Origin of the sequence: Agromyces agglutinans, assembly GCF_009647605.1 — a bacterium.
In the GTDB taxonomy this organism is placed as follows: domain Bacteria; phylum Actinomycetota; class Actinomycetes; order Actinomycetales; family Microbacteriaceae; genus Agromyces; species Agromyces agglutinans.
In genome coordinates, this window is the sequence record NZ_WJIF01000001.1 from 271,876 (window position 1) to 293,409 (window position 21,534).

The following is a 21,534-nucleotide window of genomic DNA, read 5'->3' on the forward strand; positions in this document are numbered from 1 at the left end:
GCGAAGTTCGAGCGTTCTTGGTTTCCGCGATGGGCATGCGGACAGTGATGCCACAAGAGTGACATTCCATCCTAACGGAACGACCGCTCCCCCGGCAACCGCAGCGCTCGCCGACGGCGTGGCACGATCCGCGCGCGTCGGCCGGCGACCTCACCCGAGCAGTGCCGAGCGCAGGGTGTCGAGCCCGACGCCGCCCAGGTCGAGGGCGTTGCGGTGGAACGCGCGGATGTCGAACTCCGATCCCTCGCGTCGTCGCGTCTCGTCGCGCAGCTGCTCCCAGATCCGCTGCCCCACCTTGTACGACGGCGCCTGGCCCGGCCATCCGAGATACCGGTTCACCTCGAACCGGACGAACTCGTCGCTCATGGCCACGTTCTCGCGGAGGAAGTCGAATGCGTAGTCGCCGGTCCACGCGCCCTCGCCGTCGGGACGCGCCTTGCCGAGGTGCACGCCGATGTCGAGCACCACGCGGGCCGCACGCATGCGCTGGCCGTCGAGCATGCCGAGCCGGTCGGCCGGGTCATCGAGATAGCCGAGCTCCTGCATGAGCCGCTCGGCGTACAGCGCCCAGCCCTCGGCATGGCCCGACGTGCCGGCGAGCTGGCGCCGCCACGTGTTGAGGGTGCCGCGGTTGACGACGGCCTGCCCGATCTGCAGGTGGTGCCCGGGCACGCCCTCGTGGTAGACGGTCGTGAGCTCGCGCCAGGTGTCGAACTCGGTCACGCCCTCGGGCACCGACCACCACATACGGCCCGGGCGCGAGAAGTCGTCGGTCGGCCCGGTGTAGTAGATGCCGCCCTCCTGCGTCGGCGCGATCAGGCACTCCAGCGTGCGGATCTCTTCAGGGATGTCGAACTGGGTCGCACCGAGCTCGGCGACGGCGCGGTCGCTGGTCTCCTGCATCCAGCGCTGCAGCTCATCGGTGCCGTGCAGCTTCCGCGACGGGTCTCGCTCGAGGTGCGCCACGGCCTCGGCGACCGAGGCGCCGGGCAGGATCTCGCGGGCGATCGACTCCTGCTCGGCCACCATGCGCGCGAGCTCCTCGATGCCCCACTCGTACGTCTCGTCGAGATCGACGGTCGCCCCGAGGAAGTGCCGCGACCGGAGCGCGTAGATCTCGCGGCCGACCGCGTCTTCGGTGCCGGCGCGCGGCGCGAGCTCACTGTCGAGGAACCCGGCGAGGCGTTCGTACGCGGATGCCGCGTCGGATGCCGCCCGCGCGAGGTCGGCGTCGAGCGCAGCGGGCAGGGCGGTGCCGCCGGCGGTGGCCTCGGCGGCGAACCTGGCGAAGAAGCCGTCGGCCCGGGCCTGGCGCCTCGCCTGGTCGGCCACCTCGTGCACCTGGCGGACCGCGGGCACGATGCCGCGCTCGGCGCCGAGGCGAAGGCTCTCGACGTGCCCCTCGATCGCGGTCGGCACCTGCCGGAGCCGGGCCGCGACGAGCGCCCAGTCGTCGACGGTGTCGGTCGGCATGAGGTCGAACACGTCGCGGATGTCTTGCGAGGGGCTCGCGATGACGTTCAGGTCGCGCAGGTGCAGCCCTGCCTCGTGCTCCTCGAGCCCGAGTGCCAGTTCGCCCCCGAGGTCGGTCGCCGTGACGAGGTCGACGGCGTCGACCGGCTCGGCGGCGCGGATGGCCGCGAGCGCCGCCCGACCGACCTCGGCCTGACGCTCGTGCCCGTCGGGCGAGTAGTCGGGCAGCCGGTCGTCGAACTCGCGCCGACCGATGTACGTGCCGACGGTCGGATGCAGCTCGACGAGGGTGTCGACCCACTCCTCGGCGATCCGGTCGATGTCCGTCGGGGTGCGCGGTTCTGCTGCCATCCTTCGACCCTAGCCCGCCGTGCTCAGTGCGCCGCGTCGTCCCAGCTCGCCCCGCGGCCGATCTGCACGTCGAGCGGTACCAGCAGGTCGGCGGCGTGCGCCATCGCGTCGCGCACGATCTGCTCGACCTGCTCGGACTCGCCCTCGGCGACCTCGAAGATGAGCTCGTCGTGGACCTGCAGCAGCATGCGCGACCGGAGTCCGGCGCCGGCCAACGCCTGCTCGGTCCGGCTCATCGCGAGCTTGATGAGGTCGGCCGCAGAGCCCTGGATCGGCGAGTTCAGCGCGGCGCGCTCGGCGTTCTCGCGGAGCACCCGGTTCGGACTGTTGAGGTCGGGGAACGGCCGGCGGCGGCCGAAGATCGTCTCGGTGTAGCCGTCGACCTTCGCCTGCTCCACGACGCCCCTGAGGTAGTCGCGCACCGCGCCGAAGCGCTCGAAGTAGTCCTTCATGAGCTGTGTGGCCTCGGCGCGGTCGATGCGCAGCTGCTTGGAGAGGCCGAACGCGCTGAGCCCGTACGCGAGCCCGTACGACATCGCCTTCACCTTGGTGCGCATGAGCGGGGACACGTCGGCGGGTTCGACGCCGAAGACCCTCGCGCCGACGAACCGGTGCAGGTCTTCCCCGGCGTTGAACGCCTCGATCAGGCCGGGGTCGCCTGACAGATGCGCCATGATGCGCATCTCGACCTGGGAGTAGTCGGCCGTGAGCAGTTCGGCGAAGTCCTCGCCGTGGCGGAACGCCTCGCGGATGCGCCGCCCCTCCTCGGTGCGGATGGGGATGTTCTGCAGGTTCGGGTCGTTGCTCGACATGCGGCCGGTCGCCGCGCCGATCTGGCCGTAGCTCGTGTGGATGCGACCGTCGGCGGCGATCGATTTGTCGAGCGCGTCGACGATCTGGCGGAGCTTGGTCGCGTCGCGGTGCTCGAGCAGGAGACCGAGGAACGGGTGCGGGTTCGAGTCCTGGAGGTCGGCCAGGGCGCTGGCGTCGGTCGAATAGCCGGTCTTCGTCGCCCGGGTCTTCGGCATGCCGAGCTGGTCGAACAGCACCTCCTGGAGCTGCTTGGGCGAACCGAGGTTCACCTCGCGCCCGATCTCGGCGTACGCGGAGGCGGCAAGGGCGGCGGCGCGCTCTCCGAGGCTCGTCGAGAGCTCGGCCAGCTGCGCATGGTCGACCGTGACGCCTCGCAACTCCATGGCCGCGAGCACCGGCACGAGCGGCATCTCGACGTCGGCGAGCACGCGGCGCGTGCCCTCGCTCATCGCGGCCAGCACGGCCGGCGCGAGCCGGGCGGAGAACCACGCGAGCTCGGGCGGGCCGGATGCCTCGTCTTCGGCGGGCACGAGCTGCGCCGGGTCGCCCTCGGGCACGCGTTCGCCCAGGTAGCGCTCGACCAGGTCGGAGAGGTTCTTCTCCTGGAGGTTCGGCCGGATCAGCCAGCCCGCGACGAGCGGGTCGACCACGAGGCCGTCGAACGCGAGTCCGGAGCGCTGGAGCGCCTTGAGCTGGCCCTTGGCGTCGGTGACGATCTTGGGCGCGGCGCTCGCGAGCCAGGCCTCGAACGGCGCGAGCTCGGCACGACCGGGCTGCCACTGCACCTCGAGGGTCTCGGTGCGCGTGGCCACGCCCGCACCGATGACCCGGCCGTCGAGGACCTCGAGGTGCAGCCCCAGTCCGGCCGGCTCGGCCGCGACGGCGCGTTCGAGCCACGCCGCGAGCTCGTCGCCCACGGCGCGCGCGGCCTTCGGCGCCTCAGGCGCCGGCTGGTCGGTCGCGACCGGGGGCACCGGCGCCGCTGCGGCCGCGGAGGCCTCGCCCGTGACGAGCTTGGTGATGCGCTCCATCAGGGTGCGGAACTCGAGCCGCTCGAAGATCGGGCGGATCGCCTCGAGGTCGATCGGCTTCGACTCGAGCGCGTCGAGTTCGACGTCGAGCGGCACATCGCGCACGAGGCGGTTGAGCTTGCGGTTGCGCACGGCGTGCTCGCGGTGGTCGCGCAGGTTCTGGCCGACGACGCCCTTGATCTCATCGGCGTGCTCGAGGATGCCGTCGAGGTCGCCGTAGAGCCCCAGCCACTTCACCGCGGTCTTCTCGCCGACCTTCGGGATGCCAGGCAGGTTGTCGCTCGTCTCGCCGACGAGCGCGGCGACGTCGGGGTACTGCTCGGGTCGGATCCCGTACCGCTCGATGACCGCCGCCGTGTCGTAGCGCTTGAGCTGCGACACGCCCTGCGAATTCGGGTAGAGCAGCGTGACCTCGTCGTCGACGAGCTGGATGGTGTCGCGGTCGCCCGAGACGAGAAGCACGCGGTAGCCGCTCGCCTCGCCGCGCGTCGCGAGCGTCGCGAGCAGGTCGTCGGCCTCGTAGTCGTCCTTCTCGAGCACCGTGATGCCCATGGCCTGCAGAGCCTCTTGGAGGATCGGCACCTGGCCCTTGAACTCGACCGGGGTCTCGCCGCGGTTGCCCTTGTACTCCTCGTACTCGCGCGTGCGGAACGAGACCCGCGACTTGTCGAACGCGACGGCGAGGTGGGTCGGCTTCTCGTTCGCCAGGAGCAGGAGCAGCATCGAGAGGAAGCCGTGGATGGCGTTCGTGTGCTGCCCGTCGCGGGTCGTGAAGCTGTCGACCGGGAGCGCGTAGAACGCCCGGAATGCGAGTGAGTGACCGTCGACGACGAGGAGGGTGGGCTTCATGGGGTCCGACACCATGTCAGCCTACAAGCGGCCGCCGACACCGCCCGACGGGCACGGATGCCTCGCAGACCGCGCGTGCTCCGAAGACGACGGATGCCGCGTCGGGCGAACCCGCGCGGCATCCGGTGAGGAAGGGAAGCCCCGGCTACTTCTTCGCCGAGAGCTGTTCGATGATGGCCTGCGAGACGTCGCGCATGGTGAGTCGACGATCCATCGACGCCTTCTGGATCCAGCGGAACGCCTCGGGCTCGGTGAGGCCCATCTTCTCGTTGAGCAGGCCCTTGGCGCGGTCGACGAGCTTGCGCGTCTCGAAGCGCTCGACCAGGTCGCCGACCTCGGCCTCGAGCGCGATGATCTGGGCGTGGCGGGCGAGGGCGATCTCGATCGCCGGCAGCAGGTCGTTCGGGGTGAACGGCTTCACGACGTAGGCGAGGGCGCCGGCCTCGCTGGCCCGCTCGACGAGCTCCTTCTGGCTGAACGCGGTGAGGAGCACGACCGGGGCGATGTGGCCCTTCGAGAGTCGCTCCGCGGCCGAGATGCCGTCGAGCTGGGGCATCTTCACGTCCATGATGACGAGGTCGGGGCGCAGTTCGGTCGCCAGGGCGACCGCGGTCTCGCCGTCTCCGGCCTCGCCGACGACCTCGAAGCCGTTGTCACGGAGGATCTCGACGATGTCGAGCCGGATGAGCGACTCGTCTTCCGCGACGACGACGCGCCGAGGCGCCGACTGGGTGGGTTCGCTGTCTGTCACGGCTGAAAGCCTACGGTATTCTGGCCGGGGCCTTTGGCCGGTGTGGCGGAATGGCAGACGCGGAGCACTCAAAATGCTTTGCCCGAAAGGGCGTGTGGGTTCGACCCCCACCACCGGCACCGAACGGCGTCACTCCGACTGCGGTGCACTCCCCCGCGCACCGCGATGGATCTCGACGATCCGCGCCGCTCCGGGCGACCCGGGCTCCACGACGAGCGGTCGATCGTCCATGAACAGGCCGATCACACGGGCGAGTTCGTCGGGGTGGCTGAAGTTGATCGCGTGCGCCGCGCCCTCGATGGTCACGACCACGACGCGGTTGTCGATGTGAGCGGCGACCTCGCGGATCCGTGCGGCCGAGGGCATCAGCGGGTCGCGGTCGCCGACGACGACGAGGGTCGGCGCGTCGAGGGCGAGCAGGCGCTCCAGCGTCGGATACCGCGTCAGCGAACGGAACATCCGAACCGTGCTGGGGACTCCGAACCGCAGGTAGTCGGGCGTCACCACGCGGATGAGCGACGTGGGTTCCCGGCGCCCGTCCTTCGCCAGCTGGCCGACGGCGCGAACCAGCGGCTGGTTGTGCAGGCCGCCCGCCGGCGAGACGAGCACGGCCCGCTCGAGCCGATCGGGGTAGTCGTGGGCGAACTCGCAGATGACGGGGCATCCCATCGAGTTGCCGACGAGCGTCGCCCGCTCGATGCCGAGCTCATCGAGGATCTCGACGGCGGACCGCGCGAGGTCGGGCACATCGAGCGCCCCGCGCCGTCGCCCGCTCCGGCCGAAGCCGGGCAGGTCGGGCACGATCGTGCGGAACCGCCCTGCGAGCCGCTCCGCCGTGGGCACGAGGTAGCGCCCCGAGAGGCCGAACCCGTGCACGTGCATCATGGCCCGCGCCGCATGCGAGGCCGGTTCGGCCGGTTCGGGCGACTCGCGGAGGAAGACGCGGACGCCGTCGACCCGGATCGATCGCTCCGCCAGCGCCGGTCGATGCTCGCCGCCGGCCGCTCCCCCGTCCGGTGCCGCCATGCCCGAATCCTCCCACGGAGCCGATGCGCGGGGAAGTCCCGCACGGGCGGACGGCGGAGGGCCCGACCGCCGCAGCGATCGGGCCCTCGTCGACTCAGGTCAGAGCACCTCGCCGACGCGGTGCACGCGCACGTCGTTCGTGGTGCCCGGAATCCCGGGAGGGGATCCGGAGATGATGACGACGGTGTCGCCGTCGGCCGCACGGCCCGATCGCTTGAGCACGTCGTCGACCTGGCCGACCATCTGGTCGGTGTGGGTCACGCGATCGACCACGAACGACTCGACGCCCCAGAACAGCGACATCCGGCGACGGATCGCCTGGTCGGGCGTGAACGCGAGGATCGGGATGCTCGAGCGCAGTCGCGACATCCGCCGGACCGACTCGCCCGACTCGGTGAACACGCAGAGGTACTTCGCGTCGACGAAGTCGCCGATGTCGACCGCGGCGGCCGTGATCGCGCCCGACTGCGTACGGGGCTTCGTGCCGAGCTTGGGCACGCGCTCGAGCCCGTGCTGCTCGGTCGAGCTCACGATGCGGGCCATCGTCTGCACGGTGATGACGGGGTACTCGCCCACGCTCGTCTCGCCCGAGAGCATGACCGCGTCGGCGCCGTCGAGCACCGCGTTGGCGACGTCCGAGGTCTCGGCGCGCGTGGGCACCGGGCTGTGGATCATCGACTCGAGCATCTGCGTCGCGACGATGACCGGCTTCGCGAGGCGACGTGCGATCTCGATCGCCTGCTTCTGCACGATGGGCACCGCCTCGAGCGGAAGCTCGACGCCGAGGTCGCCGCGGGCGACCATGATGGCGTCGAAGGCCTCGATGATCCCCTCGAGGTGGTCGACCGCCTGCGGCTTCTCGATCTTCGCGACGACCGGCACGCGGCGCCCGACCTCGTCCATGATCTCGTGCACGCGCGTGATGTCGTCGGCGTTGCGCACGAACGACAGCGCGATCAGGTCGGCGCCGAGCTCGAGGCCCCAGCGCAGGTCGGCCTCGTCCTTCTCGGAGAGCGCGGGCACGTTCACGGCGACGCCCGGCAGGTTGATGCCCTTGTTGTTCGACACCGGTCCGGCGACGATCACCTTCGTGGTCACCACGACGCCGTCGGTCTCGAGCACCTGGACGCGGACCTTGCCGTCGTCGATGAGCAGGAAGTCACCGGGCTTGACGTCGTTCGGCAGGCCCTTGAAGGTCGTGCCGACGAGCTCTTTCGTGCCGACCACGTCTTCGGTGGTGATCTTGAAGATGTCGCCCTCGGCGAGCTCGTAGGGTCCGCCCTCGAACTTGCCCAGGCGGATCTTCGGGCCCTGCAGGTCGACGAGCACCGCGATCGCCCGGCCCGAGTCGTTGGCCGCCTTGCGGACGTTCTGGTAGACGCCCTCGTGCACGTCGTAGCTGCCGTGGCTGAGGTTCATCCTCGCCACGTCGACGCCCGCGTCGATGATCGCGCGGATCTGCTCATAGCTCGACGTCGCCGGCCCGAGGGTGGCGACGATCTTCGCTCGTCTCATTTCGTTGTGTGCTCCCAGTTGTTCCGCGCCGGGGCGCGGGTCGGTGGTCGGCGCCGATCGGCGCCGGACCGGTCAGACGGCCAGCGCTCGCGCGCTCGCCGGGATCGGGCTCGGCAGTCGCGTCTCGCCCTCAAGGTACCGGTCGACGGCGGCTGCCGCAGCCCGGCCCTCGGCGATCGCCCAGACGATGAGGGACTGCCCGCGACCGGCGTCGCCGGCGATGAAGACGCCGGGCGTCGCGGTCGCGTACTGGTCGTCGCGCTCGAGATTGCCGCGCGATGTGACGGCGAGGCCGAGCTGGTCGTCGATCGCGGTGGTCTCGGGGCCGGTGAAGCCCAGCGCCAGCAGCACCAGGTCGGCCGGGATCTCGCGCTCGGTGCCCGCCTTGGGCACGCGACGGCCGTCGAGGTACTCGGTCTCCGCGACGCGGATCGCGCGCACCTCGCCGGCCTCGTTCGCGAGGAACTCGACCGTCGAGACGAGGTACTCGCGCGTGCCGCCCTCCTCGTGCGCCGACTGCACCTCGAACACGGTCGGATGCATCGGCCACGGCTGGTCGGTCGACCGAGCGGTTCCCGGCTGCCGGCCGATCGCGAGGTTGGTCACCGTGAGCGCGCCCTGGCGGTGCGCCGTGCCGATGCAGTCGGCACCGGTGTCGCCGCCGCCGAGGACCACGACGTGCTTGCCCTCGGCGGTGATCTGGTCGAAGACGTCGTCGCCCGCGACGACCCGGTTCGACTGCGTCAGGTACTCCATCGCGAAGTGCACGCCGGGCAGGTCGCGCCCGGGGATCGGCAGGTCACGCGGCACCAGCGCGCCCGTCGCGACCACGACCGCGTCGTAGCGCTCGCGCAGCTGCTCCCACGTGATGTCGACGCCGATGTTCACGCCAGCGCGGAACCGGGTGCCCTCGGCCGTCATCTGCGCGAGGCGCTGGTCGATGTGCTTCTTCTCCATCTTGAAGTCGGGGATGCCGTAGCGCAGGAGCCCGCCGATGCGGTCGTCGCGCTCGAACACGGCGACGGTGTGGCCGGCGCGCGTGAGCTGCTGCGCCGCGGCCAGGCCGGCGGGGCCCGAGCCGACGACGGCGACCGTCTTGCCGGTCAGGCGCCCGGGCGGCTGCGGCTGGACCCAGCCGCTCCCGAACGCCTGGTCGACGATGGACACCTCGACCTGCTTGATCGTGACGGCCGGCTGGTTGATGCCGAGCACGCACGCGGACTCGCACGGGGCCGGGCACAGCCGTCCGGTGAACTCCGGGAAGTTGTTGGTCGCGTGCAGTCGCTCGATGGCCGCGCGGCCCTCGCCGCGGTACATGAGGTCGTTCCACTCGGGGATCAGGTTGCCCAGCGGACAGCCCTGGTGGCAGAACGGCACGCCGCAGTCCATGCAACGGCCGGCCTGGCGCCGGAGCTGGGCGGAGTCGCCCGGCTCGTAGACCTCTTTCCAGTCCATGATGCGCACCGGCACGGGGCGCCGCTTGGGCAGCTCCCGCTCGGTGACCTTCAGAAAGCCCTTCGGGTCAGCCACCCGTCACCTCCAGAATTCGAGTCCAGACGACGTCGCCGTCGGGGTCGAGCCCCTCGTCGACCGCCGTCTGACGGGTGCGGAGCACCGCCGCGTAGTCGCGCGGCAGCACCTTCGTGAATCGGTCGAACGCGGCGTCGCCCTCGGCGAGCAGCTGCGAGGCGACCGTGGATGCGGTGTGCGCGACGTGCTGTTCCAACAGGTCGCGGACGATCTCGCGATCGGCGCTGCCGAGCGGCAGCAGCTCGAGCTCGCCGGCGGCGAGCGACTCGCGATTGACGCGTCCCTCGCGCAGGCCGAGCACGTAGGCGGTGCCGCCCGACATGCCGGCGCCGAGATTGCGGCCGGTCTCGCCGAGGATCAGCGCCAGGCCGCCGGTCATGTACTCGAGCGCATGGTCGCCCACGCCCTCGACGACCGCGGTCGCGCCGGAGTTGCGCACCAGGAACCGTTCGCCGACGATGCCGCGGATGAACATCGAGCCGCGCGTCGCCCCGTAGCCGATGACGTTGCCGGCGATGACGTTCCGCTCGGCGGCGAAACCCGCGTCGGCGGTGGGCTTGACGATGATCTGCCCGCCCGAGAGGCCCTTGCCGACGTAGTCGTTCGAGTCGCCCTCGAGGCGCAGGGTGACGCCGCTGGGCAGGAACGCGCCGAGCGACTGGCCGGCCGACCCGGTGAGCGTGATGTCGATCGAGCCCGCCGGCAGGCCCTGCTCGCCGTGCCGGAGGGTCACCTCGTGGCCGAGCATCGTTCCGACGGCTCGCTCGGTGTTCTTGATCGGCAGCGAGAGCTCGATCGAGCCTCCGCCTTCGAGCACCATCGCACTGCGCGAGATGAGCTCGTTGTCGAAGTGCTCGTCGAGCTCATGGTCTTGTGCGCGGGCGTTGCGCCGCGGCTCCGATTCCGAGAAGTCGGGGCCGACGAGCACGGGCTCGAGGTCGAGGCCGGAGGCCTTCCAGTGCGCGACGGCACGATCGGTGTCGAGCAGTTCGCGACGGCCGATGATCTCGTCGATCGAGCGATAGCCGAGTTCCGCGAGGTACTCGCGCACCTCCTGGGCGATGAACTCGAAGAAGTTCACGACGAACTCGGGCTTGCCCGTGAAGCGCTTGCGCAGTTCGGGGTTCTGCGTCGCGACGCCGACGGGGCACGTGTCGAGGTGGCAGACGCGCATCATGACGCATCCCTCGACGACGAGAGGAGCCGTCGCGAAGCCGAACTCCTCGGCGCCCAGCAGCGCGCCGATGACGACGTCGCGACCGGTCTTGAGCTGGCCGTCGACCTGCACCACCACGCGGTCGCGCATGCCGTTGAGCATGAGCGTCTGCTGCGTCTCGGCGAGGCCGAGCTCCCACGGGGTGCCCGCGTGCTTCAGCGAGTTCAGCGGGCTGGCACCCGTGCCGCCGTCGTGCCCCGAGACGAGGATGACGTCGGCGAGGGCCTTGGCGGTGCCGGCGGCCACCGCGCCGATGCCCGACTGGCTGACGAGCTTGACGTGGATGCGAGCCTTCGGGTTCGCGCGCTTGAGGTCGAAGATGAGCTGCTTGAGGTCTTCGATCGAGTAGATGTCGTGATGCGGCGGAGGCGAGATCAGGCCGACGCCGGCGGTGGCGTGCCGCGTGCGCGCCACCCAGGGATACACCTTGGTCGGCGGGAGCTGCCCGCCCTCGCCGGGCTTGGCACCCTGCGCGAGCTTGATCTGGATGTCGTCGGCGTGCGTGAGGTACATGCTCGTCACGCCGAACCGGCCCGAGGCGACCTGCTTGATCGCGCTGCGGCGCTCGGGGTCGAGCAGTCGGTCGAGGTCCTCGCCGCCCTCGCCCGTGTTCGACTTCGCGCCGAGCCGGTTCATCGCGATCGCGAGCGTCTCGTGCGCCTCCTTCGAGATCGAGCCGTAGCTCATCGCACCGGTGGAGAAGCGCTTCACGATCGACGCGACCGACTCGACCTCGTCGATCGGCACGGGCGGGCGAACGCCCGTGCGCAGCGAGAACATGCCGCGCAGGGTCATCAACTGCTCGGCCTGCGTGTCGACGAGCGACGTGTACTCGCGGAAGATGTCGTACCGCCGGGTGCGCGTCGAGTGCTGCAGGCGGAACACCGTGTCGGGGTTGAAGAGGTGGGGCGACCCGTCGCGGCGCCACTGGTACTCGCCGCCCGTGGCGAGGCGCTCGTGCGCGCGCACGGCCTCGTCGACGGGGAACGCGGCGGCGTGCCGGGCGAGGTTCTCGGCGGCGATGACGTCGAGGCCGACCCCGCCGAGCTTCGACGTGGTGCCCGTGAAGAACTCGGCGATGAAGCCCTGGTCGAGGCCGACGGCCTCGAAGGCCTGGGCGCCGGCGTACGACGAGATGGTCGAGATGCCCATCTTCGACATGATCTTCAGCACGCCCTTGCCGAGCGCCTTGATGACGTTGCGCACCGCCTGTTCGGCGGTGACGCCGGTGATGACGCCGGCGCGGACGAGGTCCTCGCAGCTCTCCATCGCGAGATACGGGTTCACGGCGGATGCCCCGTATCCGACGAGCAGGGCCACGTGGTGCACCTCGCGTACGTCGCCCGCCTCGACGACCAGGCCGACCTTCATGCGGTCGCCCGAGCGGATGAGGTGGTGGTGCACCGCCGACAGCATGAGCAGTGACGGGATGGGCGCGAGGTCCTTCGTCGAGTCGCGGTCGGAGAGCACGATGAACGCGGCGCCCTCGGCGATCGCCTCGTCGGCCTCGGTGCACAACTCGGCGAGACGCGCGCGCAACGCCTCGGGACCGGCGTCGACGCGGTACAGCCCGCGCAGCGTGCGGGTCGTGCTCGCGCCCGGCCGCGGGTCGATGTGGACGATCTTCGCGAGCTCGTCGTTGTCGATGACCGGGAAGTCGAGCGAGACCTGCCGGGCGTGCTCGGGGCCGGCGGTCAGTAGGTTGCGCTCGGGCCCGAGCGACGTGCCGAGCGAGGTGACGACCTGCTCGCGGATGGAGTCGAGCGGCGGGTTCGTGACCTGTGCGAACTGCTGCGTGAAGTAGTCGAACAGCAGCCGAGGACGCTCCGACAGCACCGCGACCGGCGTGTCGGAGCCCATCGCGCCGAGCGGTTCCATGCCCGTCTTGGCCATCGGGGTGAGGAGGATGCGCACCTCCTCCTCGGTGTAGCCGAACGTCTTCTGGCGGCGGTTCACCGAGGCCGGCGGGTGCACGATGTGCTCGCGCTCGGGTAGGTCGGCCAGGCGGATGCGGCCTTCCTCGAGCCACTCGCCCCAGGGCGCCGAGCCGGCGAGTTCCGCCTTGATCTCGTCGTCCTCGATGAGCCGGCCGGCTTCGGTGTCGACGAGGAACATGCGGCCCGGCTGGAGCCGGCCCTTCCGCACGATGCGCGACTGGTCGATGTCGAGCACGCCGATCTCGCTCGCGAGCACCACGAGGCCGTCGTCGGTGACGACGTAGCGCCCGGGGCGCAGGCCGTTCCGGTCGAGGGTCGCGCCCACCAGCGAGCCGTCGGTGAAGACGATCGCGGCCGGGCCGTCCCACGGCTCCATGAGCATCGAGTGGTACTCGTAGAACGCCCGGCGAGCCGGGTCGATCTCGGTCTGGTTCTCCCAGGCCTCGGGCACCATCATCATGATCGCGTGCGGGAGGCTGCGACCGGCGAGCGTCAGCAGCTCGACGATCTCGTCGAACGACGCCGAGTCGCTCGCGCCCTCGGTGACGATCGGCCACAGCGGCGACAGGTCGCCGAGGACCTCCGACTCGAGCTGCGACTGGCGCGCCCGCATCCAGTTGCGGTTGCCCTGGATCGTGTTGATCTCGCCGTTGTGCGCGATCATGCGGAACGGCTGGGCCAACGGCCACGACGGGAAGGTGTTGGTCGAGTAGCGCGAGTGCACGAGCGCGAGCTTCGACGCGAACCGCTCGTCGGAGAGGTCGGGATAGAACGGCTCGAGCTGGAGCGTGGTGACCATGCCCTTGTAGACGAGGGTGCGGCTCGACAGCGACGCGAAGTACAGCTCGAGCTCTCGCTCGGCGCGCTTGCGCAGCCGGAAGGTGAGGCGGTCGAGCGCGATGCCGGCGAGATGCACGCCGTCGCGTTCGGCGCTCGAGGCGACGTAGAGCTGCTGCACGACCGGCATGGCCGCGCGGGCCAGGGTGCCGAGCTCCTCGGGGCGCACGGGCACCTCGCGCCAGCCGAGGACCGTGAGGCCCTCGGCAGCCGCGATGCGGGCGAGCTGCTGCTTCACCCGGCTGCGCGCGGTCGGGTCGACGGGGAGGAACGCGTTGCCGACGGCGTACTGGTGCACGGGCGGCAGCGCGAAGCCGGCGACCTCGCGCAGGAACGCGTCGGGGATCTGGGTGATGATCCCCGCCCCGTCGCCGGTGCCCGCGTCGGAGCCGACGGCGCCGCGGTGCTCGAGGTGGCGCAGCGCGTCGAGCGCGGCCGTGATGATGTCATGCCCGGCCGACCCGCGAAGGGTCGCGACCATCGCGAGGCCGCAGGCATCCTTCTCGGCGGCAGGGTCGTACATGCCCTGGGCGGCCGGAACGGTACCGAACCTCGAGAAGGGTGGGGTGAGCGACACGGGAACCGTCCTCATCAACTAAGTGGCAGCGGGGGACGTCGTCGGCCCTTCGAAGGGGAAGTCGCGGCGCAAGGTGCGGCGTCGCGCGGAGAACGTGGGATCGCTACGCAGTGGCTGACCGGCCGGGGCTTGTGGCCGCCGTCGTGCCGGGTTCGTTCTCACCCTCGACGCCGTCGTCGAGAGAGTCGGAGTCGGACTCGATGTCGTCCGAGTCTACCTCAGCGTCGGGCCCGGCCCATTCACGGCCCGGGACGTACACGCTCGGCTCGGCGCCGGTGTGCCGGCGGCGCTGCACGAGCAGGATGACGATGCCGAGGACGACCGCCGCCCAAGCGGCCCAGACGTTCGAACGCACGCCCAGGAACATCTCGCTCGGGTCGACCCGGATGGACTCCAGGAAGGCGCGCCCGGTTCCGTACCAGATCAGGTAGATCGCGAACGCGCGACCCCAGCGCAGGTTCAGCCGACGCTCGAGGAAGAGGATGACGGCGACGCCCACGAGGTTCCAGACGATCTCGTAGAGGAACGTCGGATGGAACAGTGTGCCGGGCTCGAGGCCCTGCGGCCACGCGGGGTTGGAGGACTCGATCTCGAGGCCCCAGGGCAGGTCGGTGGGCAGGCCGAAGAGCTCGTGGTTGAACCAGTTGCCGAGGCGACCGGCCGCCTGCGCGACGAGCAGGCCGGGAGCCAGCGCGTCGGCGAACGACCAGAAGCGGATGCCCGTGGACCGGCACCCGATCCAGGCGCCGACAGCGCCGCCGATCAGCGCCCCGAAGATGGCGTTGCCGCCCTCCCAGATGTTCCAGATGGCACCCGGCTGGAAGGGGTTCCACACGTTGGCGCCCTCGTAGAAGTAGTCGCCGGGGTGGGTGAGCACGTGGTAGAGCCGGGCGCCGATGATGCCGAGAGGCACCGCCCAGAGCGCGATGTCGACGACGATGCCGGGCTCGGCGCCGCGCTTGGTCAGCCGGCGCGACGTGATGGCGACCGCGAGGATGATCCCCAGCAGGATGCAGAGCGCGTACGTGTGGATGTTCAGCGTCGTCCACCCGAAGATCGGGATCTCCCAGACCTGCCACGCGTAGTCGGGGCTCGGGATGCTGAGGGGTGCGATCACGCCTGGTGCGCCTTTCTCACGGATGCCGGGGGCCGCGAACGGCCTTCACGAGCGTACTTCACTCTCCGCGGGTGCCGCGCGCGAGTTCGGCGGCGAGGGCGCCGGCGCCCTCGACACCCCCTTCGGCCAGCGCGTGCACGAGCGCCGAACCGACGATCGCGCCCTCGGCGTACTCGAGGACCTCGGCGACCTGGGCGGCCGTCGAGATGCCGACGCCGACGCAACTGGCGGAGGCGCCCGCGGCCTGCAGCCGGCCGACGACCCGGCGCGCCGCCGCATCGACGTCGGCGCGCGCACCGGTGATGCCCATGGTCGACACCGCGTAGACGAAGCCGCGGCTTCGCTCGACGGCCTGTCGGATGCGGGCGTCGGTCGAGGTCGGCGCCGCGAGGAACACGCGGTCGAGTCCGGTGCGCTCGGAGGCGGCGATCCACTCGGATGCCTCGTCGGGGATGAGGTCGGGCGTGATGAGCCCGGCCCCGCCCGCGGCCGCGAGGTCGTCGGCGAACCGGTCGACGCCGTACTGCACGACGGGATTCCAGTAGGTCATGACCAGCACCGGCGCATCCACGCGCTCGGTGATGCGGCGCACCGCCTCGAACCCGTCGGCCAGGCGGAACCCGTTCGCCAGGGCCTGCTGCGTCGCCGCCTGGATGACCGGGCCGTCCATGACCGGATCGGAGTAGGGCAGGCCGAGTTCGAGCACGTCCACGCCGTTCTCGACGAGCGCGACCGCGGCGTCGATGCTCGTGTCGAGGTCGGGGAACCCGACCGGCAGATAGCCGATCAGGGCGCCGGCGGCCTCCTCGTTGCGGCGGCGGATGACCGGACCGACGACCCTCATGCCTGCTCCTCGTCGCCGTAGAGCCCGAACCAGCGGGCGGCGGTGTCCATGTCCTTGTCGCCGCGGCCCGAGAGGTTCACGAGGATCGTGGCCTCGGGGCCGAGCTCTCGGCCGAGCTCGATCGCGCCCGCGAGCGCGTGCGAGGACTCGATCGCGGGGATGATGCCCTCGGTGCGGGTGAGCAGGCGCAGCGCGTCCATCGCGGCGGCATCCGTCACCGGGCGGTACTGCGCCCGGCCGAGGCTCGCGAGCCACGAGTGCTCGGGGCCGACGCCGGGGTAGTCGAGTCCCGCGGAGATCGAGTGCGACTCGATCGTCTGGCCGTCCTCGTCCTGGAGCAGGTAGCTGCGCGCACCGTGCAGCACGCCCGGGCGACCCTTGGTGATCGTCGCGGCGTGGCGCGGCGTCTCGGCCCCCTCTCCCCCGGCCTCGAAGCCGTACAGGCCCACCTCGGCGTCGTCGAGGAAGGCGTGGAAGATTCCGATGGCGTTCGAACCGCCGCCCACGCACGCGGCGACCGCGGTCGGCAGGGCGCCGGTGAGGTCGAGCACCTGCTGCCGCGCCTCCTCGCCGATGATGACCTGGAAGTCGCGCACCATCTCGGGGAACGGGTGGGGCCCGGCCACGGTGCCGAAGATGTAGTTGGTCGTCTCGACGTTCGTCACCCAGTCGCGCATCGCCTCGTTGATCGCGTCTTTGAGGGTGCGCGAGCCGGCCTTCACGGCGATGACCTCGGCCCCGAGCAGTCGCATGCGAGCGACGTTCAGCGCCTGGCGCTCGGTGTCGACCTCGCCCATGTAGATCGTGCAGTCGAGGCCGAACAGGGCGGCCGCGGTCGCCGTCGCGACGCCGTGCTGTCCGGCGCCCGTCTCGGCGATCACGCGCTGCTTGCCGATGCGCTTGGTGAGCAGCGCCTGGCCCAGCACGTTGTTGATCTTGTGCGAGCCCGTGTGGTTGAGATCCTCGCGCTTGAGGATGACGCGTGCACCGCCGGCGTGCGCGGCGAACCGCGGCACCTCCGTGATGATCGAGGGTCGCCCGGTGTAGCTGCGCCCGAGCTCGGCGAGCTCGGCGCCGAACGCCGGGTCGAGCTTCGCGAGGTCGTACGCCTCGCCGAGTTCGTCGAGGGCCGCCACGAGCGACTCGGGCACGAAACGCCCGCCGAAGTCGCCGAAGTAGGGGCCGGTCTGGTCGCGTAGGGCCATGGTCACACCGCCAGGAATGCTGAGAGGTTCGCGATCGGGTCGCCTGTGACGAGCGCCTCGCCGACGAGGACGGCGTCGGCGCCGGCACGGCGGTAGTGGGCGACGTCGTCGGGCGAGAGCACCGCCGACTCCGCGACCCGGATCGCGTCCGCCGGGAACCGGTCGGCGAGGCGTCCGAAGAGGTCGCGGTCGAGTTCGAAGGTCGTGAGGTCGCGCGCGTTCACGCCGATGAGCTTCGCGCCGAGCGCGGCGGCGCGCTCGAGTTCGTCGGCGGAGTGCGCCTCGACGAGCGCGGTCATGCCGAGCTGCGTGATCAGCGCGTACAGCTCGCGGAGGGTCGCGTCGTCGAGGGCCGCGACGATGAGCAGCACGAGGTCGGCGCCTGCGGCACGAGCTTCGAACACCTGGTACGGCGTCGCGATGAAGTCCTTGCGGAGCACCGGCAGCGCGACCGCGGCGCGCACGGCCTCGAGGTCGGCGAGCGAGCCGCCGAATCGACGCCCCTCGGTGAGCACGCTGATCGCACTGGCGCCGCCGAGCTCGTAGCTGCGGGCGAGCGCGGCGGGATCGGTGATCTCGGCGAGCGCACCGCGCGACGGGCTCGACCGCTTGATCTCGGCGATCACCTTCACGCGCGCACCGGGCGCGAGCGCCGCGAGCGCGTCGAGAGCGGCCGGACGCACGAGCGCCGCGGCCTCGACCTCGGCGAGCGGGCGGTCGGCCTCACGGGCGCGCGCGTCCGCGACGGCGTTCGCCGTCAGTTCGGAGAGCACGTCGATCAGTGGGTGGACGGCGCGGACTTGGCCCCGCCGACGCCGTAGCCGGCGCGCGCGAGCAGCCAGCCGACGATGAGGCCGACGACGAGGAGCCCCGCCGATGCCCAGACGAGCCACTGCACGTCGAAGAAGAACGCCACGGTGCCGATCGAGAACGCGATGAGCATGATCGTGACGGAGGTCCATGCCGCGGGCGAGTGTCCGTGGCCGGGCTCTGCGGTCTCAGTGCTCATGTCGCTCCTTCGTTGCGGGGTCGGGTGCCAGTCTAGCGGTCGGTCGCGGGCGGGCTCGCGCCGACGACGGCGGATGTCGCGCGCCGCCGCGTCGCGGCGGTCAGTCGGTGGGATCGTCGCCGCGGCTGAGATCGTCCCAGTCGTCGATCGCACGGTCGGAGGCGGTGCGAGCCGGGCGCGAGGCATCCGATGGCGATGCCGGCGACGAGCCGCCCGACTCACGCGAGCCGCCCGATGCGGCGGACTGCGCCTCGGACGCAGGCGACGGCGAATCGGCCGGCTCGAAGGCCGCGCCCGCGTCGCGGTAGCGCCGCGACGACCTCGGCCACGCGGCGCCGGTGGCGAGCACGAGCACGCCGGCGGCGACCAGCAGCACGCCGCCGATCACGGCGACCACCGGCCAGAACGTCGCGACCGCCTCGGCGACGAGCTCGGCCGTCGGACCCTGCCCGGCGACGCCCGTGGCATCCGTCACCGCCGGCGAGACGGAACCGACCGGATCGCCCAGCGACAGCCCGGCGGCGAGCAGCACGCACCCGCCGAGCAGGGCGGCGAGGATGCCGAGCACGACGCGGATGCCCGGCCCGGCGATCGCCAGCGCGCCGGCGAGGGCGAGCCCGGCCAGGCCGAGGGCCGCGAGTGCCGGCGACGCGACCTGCCCCGGCACCTCGATGAGCGCACCGCCGCCGGCAGCGCCCTCGAGCACCAGGCCGAACCACGGCTGGCTCCACGAGAGCAGCGCCAGCCCGCCGCCGGCGATCGCGAGGAGGATCGACGGCAGCTTCATCCGCTCGCGTCGCATCAGCCGATCCTTCGCATCGCGTTCGCGACGGCGACCGCGCGAAGCGGCGCCGCGGCCTTGTTGCGCGACTCCTCGTACTCGGACTCGGGATCGGAATCGGCGACGAGCCCGCCGCCTGCCTGCACGCGCGCGACGCCGCCCGCGATGACCGCCGTGCGGATCGCGATCGCGAGGTCGGCGTCGCCGCCGAACCCGAAGTACCCGACGACGCCGCCGTACACGCCGCGCTGCGCCGGCTCCAGCTCGTCGATGATCTCGAGGGCGCGCGGCTTCGGCGCACCCGACAGCGTGCCGGCGGGGAACGTCGCACGGAACACGTCGATCGCGTTGCGGCCGGCGGCCAGGTCGCCCTCGACCGATGACACGAGGTGCATGATGTGGCTGAACCGCTCGACGCGCATGAACTCGGTCACCTCGACCGAACCGGCGGTGCAGACCTTCGCGAGGTCGTTGCGGGCGAGGTCGACGAGCATGAGGTGCTCGGCCTGCTCCTTGGGATCGCTCGTCAGCTCGGCCTGCAGGTCGGCATCGGCCTCGGGCGTCGCCCCGCGCGGCTTCGAGCCCGCGATCGGGTGCGTGTAGACCCGGCCGTCCTCGACCTTCACGAGCGCCTCGGGCGAGGAGCCCACGATCCAGTACGGCTCGCCGTCGACGCCCTCGAGGTGCAGCAGGTACATGTACGGGCTCGGGTTCAGCGTGCGCAGCACGCGGTACACGTCGACGGGGTGCGCGGTCGCCTCCTGCTCGAACCGCTGCGAGACGACGACCTGGAAGATGTCGCCCTCGCGGATGTACTCCTTCGAGCGATCGACCGCCGCGAGGAAATCGGCCTTCGCGGTGCGGTGCCGGGGGTCGGCGGCCGCGGTCAGGTCGATCTCGGCGAGGTGGGCCTCCGACGGCTGCGACAGCGCCGCCTGCATGCGGTCGAGGCGAGACTGCGCGTCGGCCCACAGCGCCGCCGCGTCGTCGACGCCGTCGTTCAGCACGGATGCCACGAGCTGCACGGTTCCCGTGCGGTGGTCGATGACCGCCAGCTCGGAGACGAACGAGAACGCCTGGCCGGGCACCGCGAACTCCGCGGGAGGGCGGTTCGGGAGGTGCTCGATCTGGCGGATCGCCTCCCAGCCGATGAATCCGACGAGGCCGCCGGTCAGCGGCGGTGCGCCCGGAACGTCTTCAGTCGCCCAGCGCTCGTGCAGCGCCTCGAGCGCGGCCAGCGGAGCGAGTCGGGCGGCGTCGCCGAGCGCCCGATCGGCGTCGAGGCCGTAGTCCTGCCAGGTCACCCGCCCCTCGTGCTCGGTGAGCACGCCGTACGAGGCCGCGCCGACGAACGAGTACCTCGACCAGATGCCGCCCTGTTCGGCCGACTCCAGCAGGAAGGTGCCCGGGCGTCCGCCGGCCAGCTTGCGATAGATGCCCACCGGCGTCTCGCCGTCGGCGAACAGCTCGCGCACGACGGGCACGACCCGTCGGCCCTCGAGCAGCCCGTCGAAGTCGTCGAACCGAGTCGTGGCGGACGCACTCGCGGTCATCGCTCCCCCACCTCGACCCGCAGCGGGTCGCCGTCGAAGCACGTGCGCGTGCCCGTGTGGCACGCAACGCCCACCTGGTCGACCTCGACCAGGAGCGTGTCGGCGTCGCAGTCGAACGCCGCCGACTTCACGTACTGGCGGTGCCCCGAGGTGTCGCCCTTGCGCCAGTACTCCTGCCGCGAGCGCGACCAGAAGGTCACCCGCCCCTCGGTCAGGGTGCGGCGCAGCGCCTCCCGGTCCATCCAGCCGAGCATGAGCACCTCGCGCGTGTCCCACTGCTGGATCACGGCGGGCAGCAGCCCGTCGCCGTTGAACGCGGCGCGGTCCAGCGCCGCCTCGAGCTCGGTCGTCGTCATCGGACGGTCCTCCCGTCGGCCCTGAGGGCCGCCTTCACCTCGTCGATCGTCACCTCGCCGTTGTGGAACACGGATGCCGCGAGCACCGCGTCGGCACCCGCCGCGACGGCGGGCGCGAAGTCGGCGGCCGCACCGGCACCGCCCGACGCGATCACGGGCACGCTCGACAGCTCGTGCATGAGCGCGGTCAGTTCGAGGTCGAATCCCTGCTTGGTGCCGTCGGCGTCGATCGAGTTGACCAGCAGCTCACCGGCGCCCAGCTCGATCGCCCGGCGCGCCCACTCGAGTGCATCGAGGTCGGTCTCGGTCCGGCCGCCGTGCGTGGTCACGACGAAGCCCGACTCCGTGGCATCCGATCGCTTGACGTCGAGCGAGAGCACGACGACCTGCGCGCCGAACCGGTCGGCGATCTCGGCGATCAGCTGGGGCCGGGCGATCGCGGCGCTGTTCACGCCGATCTTGTCGGCGCCGTGCCCGAGCAGGCGCGCGACGTCGTCGGCCGAGCGCACGCCGCCGCCGACCGTCAGCGGGATGAACACCTGCTCGGCCACCCGCTGCACCATGTCGTACGTGGTCGAGCGGTCGTCGACCGTCGCGGTCACGTCGAGGAAGGTCAGCTCGTCGGCACCCTGCGCCGAGTACCTCGCGGCGAGCTCGACGGGGTCGCCGGCGTCGCGGAGGTTCTGGAAGTTCACACCCTTGACGACGCGGCCGGCGGCCACGTCGAGGCACGGGATCACGCGGACGGCGAGGGTCATCGCGC

The 21,534-nt window shown here is 71.3% G+C and carries 16 protein-coding genes and 1 tRNA gene; 1 reads left to right on the forward strand and 16 read right to left on the reverse strand.

Annotation, left to right across the window (positions count from 1 at the left end; translation table 11 throughout):
- Nucleotides 1-150 precede the first annotated feature (150 nt).
- The 3 genes from GE115_RS01310 to GE115_RS01320 form a co-directional block, all read right to left on the reverse strand.
- Nucleotides 151-1,824 (reverse strand): DUF885 domain-containing protein, encoded by a 1,674-nt coding sequence (locus GE115_RS01310; RefSeq protein ID WP_153683016.1) that lies wholly within the window; start codon nucleotides 1,822-1,824, stop codon nucleotides 151-153.
- 23 nt (nucleotides 1,825-1,847) lie between these two features.
- Entirely contained in the window at nucleotides 1,848-4,529 is a 2,682-nt protein-coding gene (gene polA / locus GE115_RS01315; RefSeq protein ID WP_312854770.1) for a DNA polymerase I, read from the reverse strand.
- A 133-nt stretch (nucleotides 4,530-4,662) separates the two neighbouring features.
- Nucleotides 4,663-5,268 carry an ANTAR domain-containing response regulator gene (locus tag GE115_RS01320; protein ID WP_312854771.1) on the reverse strand — a complete coding sequence of 202 codons (606 nt, stop codon included), beginning with the start codon at nucleotides 5,266-5,268 and terminating at the stop codon, nucleotides 4,663-4,665.
- 36 nt (nucleotides 5,269-5,304) lie between these two features.
- Here GE115_RS01320 and GE115_RS01325 point away from each other — a divergent pair.
- Nucleotides 5,305-5,387: transfer RNA gene (locus tag GE115_RS01325), tRNA-Leu, on the forward strand.
- 10 nt (nucleotides 5,388-5,397) lie between these two features.
- Here GE115_RS01325 and GE115_RS01330 read toward each other — a convergent pair.
- The 13 genes from GE115_RS01330 to hisF all read right to left on the reverse strand — a co-directional run bounded on the left by GE115_RS01330 (nucleotide 5,398) and on the right by hisF (nucleotide 21,529).
- Complete coding sequence (locus GE115_RS01330; protein ID WP_153683018.1) at nucleotides 5,398-6,294, reverse strand: alpha/beta fold hydrolase; 897 nt, start codon at nucleotides 6,292-6,294, stop codon at nucleotides 5,398-5,400.
- A gap of 99 nt (nucleotides 6,295-6,393) precedes the next feature.
- Complete coding sequence (gene pyk, locus GE115_RS01335; RefSeq protein ID WP_153683019.1) at nucleotides 6,394-7,809, reverse strand: pyruvate kinase; 1,416 nt, start codon at nucleotides 7,807-7,809, stop codon at nucleotides 6,394-6,396.
- 72 nt (nucleotides 7,810-7,881) lie between these two features.
- Nucleotides 7,882-9,339: a glutamate synthase subunit beta gene (locus GE115_RS01340; RefSeq protein ID WP_312854772.1), complete on the reverse strand. Its 1,458-nt coding sequence runs from the start codon at nucleotides 9,337-9,339 to the stop codon at nucleotides 7,882-7,884.
- Complete coding sequence (gene gltB, locus GE115_RS01345) at nucleotides 9,332-13,921, reverse strand: glutamate synthase large subunit (protein WP_153683020.1); 4,590 nt, start codon at nucleotides 13,919-13,921, stop codon at nucleotides 9,332-9,334. The genes GE115_RS01340 and gltB overlap by 8 nt, the downstream gene beginning before the upstream one ends.
- An 88-nt stretch (nucleotides 13,922-14,009) precedes the next feature.
- Nucleotides 14,010-15,023, reverse strand: coding sequence for a prolipoprotein diacylglyceryl transferase (gene lgt / locus GE115_RS01350; protein WP_376765679.1), 1,014 nt, complete (start codon nucleotides 15,021-15,023; stop codon nucleotides 14,010-14,012).
- A 58-nt stretch (nucleotides 15,024-15,081) separates the two neighbouring features.
- Nucleotides 15,082-15,867, reverse strand: coding sequence for a tryptophan synthase subunit alpha (gene trpA / locus GE115_RS01355; protein ID WP_153683021.1), 786 nt, complete (start codon nucleotides 15,865-15,867; stop codon nucleotides 15,082-15,084).
- Entirely contained in the window at nucleotides 15,864-17,072 is a 1,209-nt protein-coding gene (gene trpB, locus GE115_RS01360) for a tryptophan synthase subunit beta (RefSeq protein ID WP_153683022.1), read from the reverse strand. Before trpB ends, trpA begins: the two co-directional genes overlap by 4 nt.
- A 2-nt stretch (nucleotides 17,073-17,074) precedes the next feature.
- Entirely contained in the window at nucleotides 17,075-17,845 is a 771-nt protein-coding gene (gene trpC, locus GE115_RS01365; RefSeq protein ID WP_312854773.1) for an indole-3-glycerol phosphate synthase TrpC, read from the reverse strand.
- Between the two features lie 5 nt (nucleotides 17,846-17,850).
- On the reverse strand, nucleotides 17,851-18,081 hold the full coding sequence (locus GE115_RS01370) for a DUF6704 family protein (protein WP_153683023.1): 231 nt from the start codon (nucleotides 18,079-18,081) through the stop codon (nucleotides 17,851-17,853).
- Between the two features lie 100 nt (nucleotides 18,082-18,181).
- Nucleotides 18,182-18,883: a Trp biosynthesis-associated membrane protein gene (locus GE115_RS01375; RefSeq protein WP_153683024.1), complete on the reverse strand. Its 702-nt coding sequence runs from the start codon at nucleotides 18,881-18,883 to the stop codon at nucleotides 18,182-18,184.
- Nucleotides 18,883-20,415 carry an anthranilate synthase component I gene (locus GE115_RS01380; RefSeq protein WP_153683025.1) on the reverse strand — a complete coding sequence of 511 codons (1,533 nt, stop codon included), beginning with the start codon at nucleotides 20,413-20,415 and terminating at the stop codon, nucleotides 18,883-18,885. The genes GE115_RS01375 and GE115_RS01380 overlap by 1 nt, the downstream gene beginning before the upstream one ends.
- Nucleotides 20,412-20,771, reverse strand: coding sequence for a phosphoribosyl-AMP cyclohydrolase (hisI, locus tag GE115_RS01385; protein WP_153683026.1), 360 nt, complete (start codon nucleotides 20,769-20,771; stop codon nucleotides 20,412-20,414). The genes GE115_RS01380 and hisI overlap by 4 nt, the downstream gene beginning before the upstream one ends.
- Nucleotides 20,768-21,529: an imidazole glycerol phosphate synthase subunit HisF gene (gene hisF / locus GE115_RS01390; RefSeq protein ID WP_153683027.1), complete on the reverse strand. Its 762-nt coding sequence runs from the start codon at nucleotides 21,527-21,529 to the stop codon at nucleotides 20,768-20,770. The genes hisI and hisF overlap by 4 nt, the downstream gene beginning before the upstream one ends.
- Nucleotides 21,530-21,534: the final 5 nt, after the last annotated feature.

Bases quoted from the DNA above. Each gene is read 5' to 3' on its own strand.
- GE115_RS01380 (WP_153683025.1), bottom strand. From the start codon at position 20,415: ATGACCGCGAGTGCGTCCGCCACGACTCGGTTCGACGACTTCGACGGG.
- GE115_RS01370 (WP_153683023.1), bottom strand. From the start codon at position 18,081: ATGAGCACTGAGACCGCAGAGCCCGGCCACGGACACTCGCCCGCGGCA.
- trpB (WP_153683022.1), bottom strand. From the start codon at position 17,072: ATGGCCCTACGCGACCAGACCGGCCCCTACTTCGGCGACTTCGGCGGG.
- GE115_RS01375 (WP_153683024.1), bottom strand. From the start codon at position 18,883: ATGCGACGCGAGCGGATGAAGCTGCCGTCGATCCTCCTCGCGATCGCC.
- GE115_RS01310 (WP_153683016.1), bottom strand. From the start codon at position 1,824: ATGGCAGCAGAACCGCGCACCCCGACGGACATCGACCGGATCGCCGAG.
- hisF (WP_153683027.1), bottom strand. From the start codon at position 21,529: ATGACCCTCGCCGTCCGCGTGATCCCGTGCCTCGACGTGGCCGCCGGC.
- hisI (WP_153683026.1), bottom strand. From the start codon at position 20,771: ATGACGACGACCGAGCTCGAGGCGGCGCTGGACCGCGCCGCGTTCAAC.
- GE115_RS01330 (WP_153683018.1), bottom strand. From the start codon at position 6,294: ATGGCGGCACCGGACGGGGGAGCGGCCGGCGGCGAGCATCGACCGGCG.
- gltB (WP_153683020.1), bottom strand. From the start codon at position 13,921: ATGAGGACGGTTCCCGTGTCGCTCACCCCACCCTTCTCGAGGTTCGGT.
- trpA (WP_153683021.1), bottom strand. From the start codon at position 15,867: ATGAGGGTCGTCGGTCCGGTCATCCGCCGCCGCAACGAGGAGGCCGCC.
- pyk (WP_153683019.1), bottom strand. From the start codon at position 7,809: ATGAGACGAGCGAAGATCGTCGCCACCCTCGGGCCGGCGACGTCGAGC.